The organism is Rhodovulum viride (genome assembly GCF_003265965.1).
Lineage (GTDB): Bacteria > Pseudomonadota > Alphaproteobacteria > Rhodobacterales > Rhodobacteraceae > Rhodovulum > Rhodovulum kholense.
The window spans coordinates 1-608 of record NZ_MUAV01000155.1 but is presented as its reverse complement, the minus strand read 5'-3'; the positions used below and the strand labels follow the sequence as shown (position 1 = coordinate 608).

The 608-nt window shown below is 72.9% G+C and carries 1 protein-coding gene; it reads left to right on the top strand.

The annotated features are described in order from the left end of the window. A partial coding sequence (locus BYZ73_RS23185) for a DUF7146 domain-containing protein (RefSeq protein WP_425451111.1) occupies nt 1-608 on the top strand: 608 nt, incomplete at both ends.

Below are 608 nucleotides of genomic sequence, written 5' to 3'. Positions count from 1 at the left end.
CTGCCCTACATGGTGCCCGCCGAGGGCAACCGGGGCAGCTGGCGCGAGATCCATCGCGGCCCGGCCATGGTCGCCCTGGTGCAGGCCCCAGGCGGCCGGGGCAGCGGCATTCACCGCACCTGGCTCGACCTCGGCCAGCCGAAGGGCAAGGCGGTGATCGCGCATGACGGCGAGACCCTCGCCGCCAAGAAGACGCTGGGCTCGGTCAAGGGCGGGGCGATCCGGCTGGCGCGGTCCAGCGGCACCCGGGCGATGGTGGTCGGCGAAGGGATCGAGACCACGCTGACCGCGCTGGTCGCGGGCGGGCTGCCGGGGGCTGCCTATTGGGCCGGGATCTCGCTGGGCAACATGGCGGGCCGCCGGATCACCCGCGGCAAGGGCATGCGCTATGCCGGCATGCCCGATCTCGACGATCTTCAGGCCTGGCTGCCGCCGCAGGGCGTCGAGCACCTGGTCTTTATTCAGGACGGCGATTCCGACCCGCGCAGCACCCGCGCGCAGCTCCTTTCGGGGCTGCGCCGGGCGCGCGCCCGGGTGCCGTCCGTCCAGCGGATCTCCATCGTCCATGCGGGCGAGGGCCGCGATCTGAACGACGTGCTGATGGGGGA